This is a genomic window from Capnocytophaga sp. oral taxon 332 str. F0381, from assembly GCF_000318275.2.
Classification (GTDB): Bacteria; Bacteroidota; Bacteroidia; order Flavobacteriales; family Flavobacteriaceae; genus Capnocytophaga; species Capnocytophaga bilenii.
In genome coordinates, this window is sequence record NZ_KB291337.1 from 18,173 (window position 1) to 21,518 (window position 3,346).

Annotated in this window: 2 protein-coding genes; both read left to right on the top strand. The window is 40.5% G+C overall.

Annotated elements, in window-relative coordinates; all coding sequences use genetic code 11:
* The coding region (locus tag HMPREF9075_RS12920; RefSeq protein WP_198144783.1) for a gliding motility-associated C-terminal domain-containing protein at nt 1–458 on the top strand (458 nt) is incomplete at its 5' end.
* A gap of 10 nt (nt 459–468) precedes the next feature.
* Nucleotides 469–3,346: zinc-dependent metalloprotease (locus tag HMPREF9075_RS09790; RefSeq protein WP_009416417.1), on the top strand; the 2,878-nt coding region annotated here is incomplete at its 3' end.

Below are 3,346 nucleotides of genomic sequence, written 5' to 3' on the forward strand. Positions count from 1 at the left end.
CAGTAAGTACTCCAACAGTGAGCACTCCGACAGTAAGTACTCCAACAGTGAGCACCCCAACAGTGAGCAGTCCAACGGTAAGTACACCGACAGTGAGCACTCCAACGGTAAGCACGCCGACAGTGAGCACTCCAACGGTAAGTACCCCAACGGTAAATAGTCCGACAGAAGAAGTAATTATTTACAATGGTATTTCGACAACAGATCCGAGAAACTATTTCAAAATAGAAAATGTTGATATTGACAAACCTATTTCAGTAATTATTTTTGACGAAATGGGACTAAAGGTATATGAAAGTGACCATTATCAAGAAAGAGGAGAAATATTTAGGGGTGTTGCCAATGTGGGCAATATAATAGGAAGTCGAAAAAAATTAGCTGGCACTTATTTTTATATTGCTACTTATTATAAAAATGGACAATTAGAAAGTAAAAAAGGATTCTTATACATAAGATGACACTAACAATATGAATATATTACGACTATTAGCATTATGGTTTTTAGCTATAGGAACTATAAATGCACAAGAAAAAGTATCTCAGATTGCGCGCTTATTTGAAGAGGGCAACTCTGTAGAATGGAGTGTACCCGCAGGGGGCAAAAACATTGCTCTAAAGTGGTACCAACGCGATAACTCGCTTGCACAAGAGGGCTTTCGTACCTTTGTAGCCTACTATAATGGTGCTTTTGCGGGTAGTATTTCGCTCAATGCCACAACCCTATCGGGTGAGGTATGGCACGAAGGAAAAACTTATTTTTTAAGTAGCGAAAAGGGAGTGCTAAAAGTTTCTACTGAAAGGAGTCATTTTAGCTGCGGTACTTGTGCCGATGGAAATTGTAATACTGCCGCACCAAGGGCTGCTACCTCGCGAATAAGCTCTATGGCGAGAAGTAGTGAAAATACCCAAATGACACTTCCTTCAGAAGACAAACGAGTGCTTTACAATAGTAATGTACTGAGAACCTTCCGCTTGGCAATGCTCATTGACTACAGTTTTTTTGTAAGGCACTGCCAGAGAGATGTTGACAAAGCAAAAGCCTTTATGACAGAAGTGCAAACAGGGCTTAATGAGGTGTGTGGCAGAGAGATTGGTTGCCAATTTGAATTGGTAAACGACCCTCGCCTTATCATCACTACTAAAGAAAAGGAAGTGTATGACTTTCCCACAGTAAGAACGGTAGTTGAGAGAGCTACAGGCGATTTTAACAGCTTGATAGGTGAAGAAAATTACGATGCAGGTATAGTATTTTCGGTATATAAGGATAATCGTGGGTTGGCACATTTGGGCGAAATCACAGGGAAACTGAAAGGTGGTTGTATTGCCAATCACGAGTTTTATATCATACTACACGAATTAGGACACTTATTAGGTTCGGCGCATACTTTTACTATTGGAGGACAAACGGCTTCGTCATTTACAGAGCCTGATAGAGGAAACTCTATAATGAGTTACATCAACGACCCTTATGGCACTTATTTTTCGTTGCCTTCAATCTATACGATTCGCAATCGTACTAATCTGCACGATGCTTACTATAGCGACAAGGAGCGTACCCAATTGGTAGGGGTGCCACAAGCTAATATTCCTTATGGTGAGGTATCGGACAATCGTGCTCCTGTAATCAATCGTTCTACATTGAAAAAAAATTACAAATTGCCTCCTAATACTTATTTTCAGTTTACTATAGAAGCCAGCGACCCTGATGGAGACCCGCTACTTTATATGGCTCACCAAGCTGATTTTTTGGCATTTGGGAAAGCCCGTTTTCCTTCTAATCGCCCTACAGAAAGCAATCGTATAGAGTTCTATCAGCCTTATAAAAGGAATGAAAGCAATGAGTGGAAGCCTGTAGATTATAAATTTACAAAACCCACAGAAACTGGAGATTTTACCTTTTGGTTGGGTGTGTGTGATGGCAAAGTAGGAGCTTACAAAAACGGCAAACCTCACGCAGCTCTTTATGATGTGTATGAAACTAAGGTAAATATAGTAGATGGTACTCCTTTTAGAATAACTAATGTAAGCAAAAGCAGTGCAGGCAGATTTAAATACGGCAAAGAAACCACTATCTTTTGGGATGTTGATAAAAATATTTTTGGCGAAGATAGCAAAGTGCGTATTCTTTTTTCGGACGATTATGGAAAAAGCTATAAATATGTGTTAGCCGAAGGAATTCCGAACAATGGTAAAGCTACTGTTATTTTTCCTGCACGAGCTAGAGGGTGGAATGGAGGTAGCTCATATATGGAAGAATACTTTAAAATAGAAGTAATTGACCATATAGCTTATGCTGTCAGCAAGAACTATCCTTATTTATCGGATATGCACAGTCCTGATATTACCTTTAAAAATTTGCCAGAACCTACAATAACTGTAAAAAAAGGGCAAGTACCAGAAGCACCTACTGTTACAGCAGTTGCTAATTACTGCCGTAATAAGGTAGCCCAAGTAACATTTACGGAAGAAGATCACACTACCTATTTACTGCGCAAATGGGTAGCCTCAGACCAGTGTAACCGCACAGCTACCGCACAGCAATTTATCTACTACGAAAAAGACGCTCTTACCAATAGTTTACACTTTGTGGGAGATTTGCCTAAAGATATGCACGTGCAGTGCAAGGGAGAAATACCTGAAAAAGCTGAGGTAAAAGCAGAAGGAGCTGATAATATTCATATAGACTATGAGGAAGAAATGAAAGAAGGAGATAAAAAATCCTATAAAATTACACGCTCTTGGATAGCTTATGCCGATGGTGCACTTCCTATTAGGCACACACAGCAAATTTTTCTGAAAGACACACAAAGACCAGAGCTTTCATCTTATCCGAAGAGTATGACTGTAAAAAGTGAAGACGAAGTGCCTTTAAGAGAAAATCTTACTGCTACTGATAACTGCGGAGGAGTATTAGAAGTAACTTCAAGTGAAGAAAGTAAATACGACAAAAATGGCAAAAAGATAGAAGTGCGTTATACGTGGTTTGTAGAGGATAGTGTTCATAACGAGAATCGTTATCAACAAATAATTACTATTAATCCTAACCCTACAGTAACGACACCGACAGTGAGTACTCCAACAGTGAGCACACCAACGGTAACGACACCGACAGTAAGTACACCAACGGTAAGTACACCTACAGTAAGTACCCCGACTGTGAGCACACCAACGGTAAGTACTCCGACAGTAAATACACCAACGGTAAGCACTCCAACGGTGACGACACCGACAGTGAGCACTCCAACGGTAAGTACTCCAACGGTAAGTACGCCTACGGTAACGACTCCAACTGTGAGTACTCCTACAGTGAGTACGCCAACGGTAACGACTCCGACAGTGAGCACGC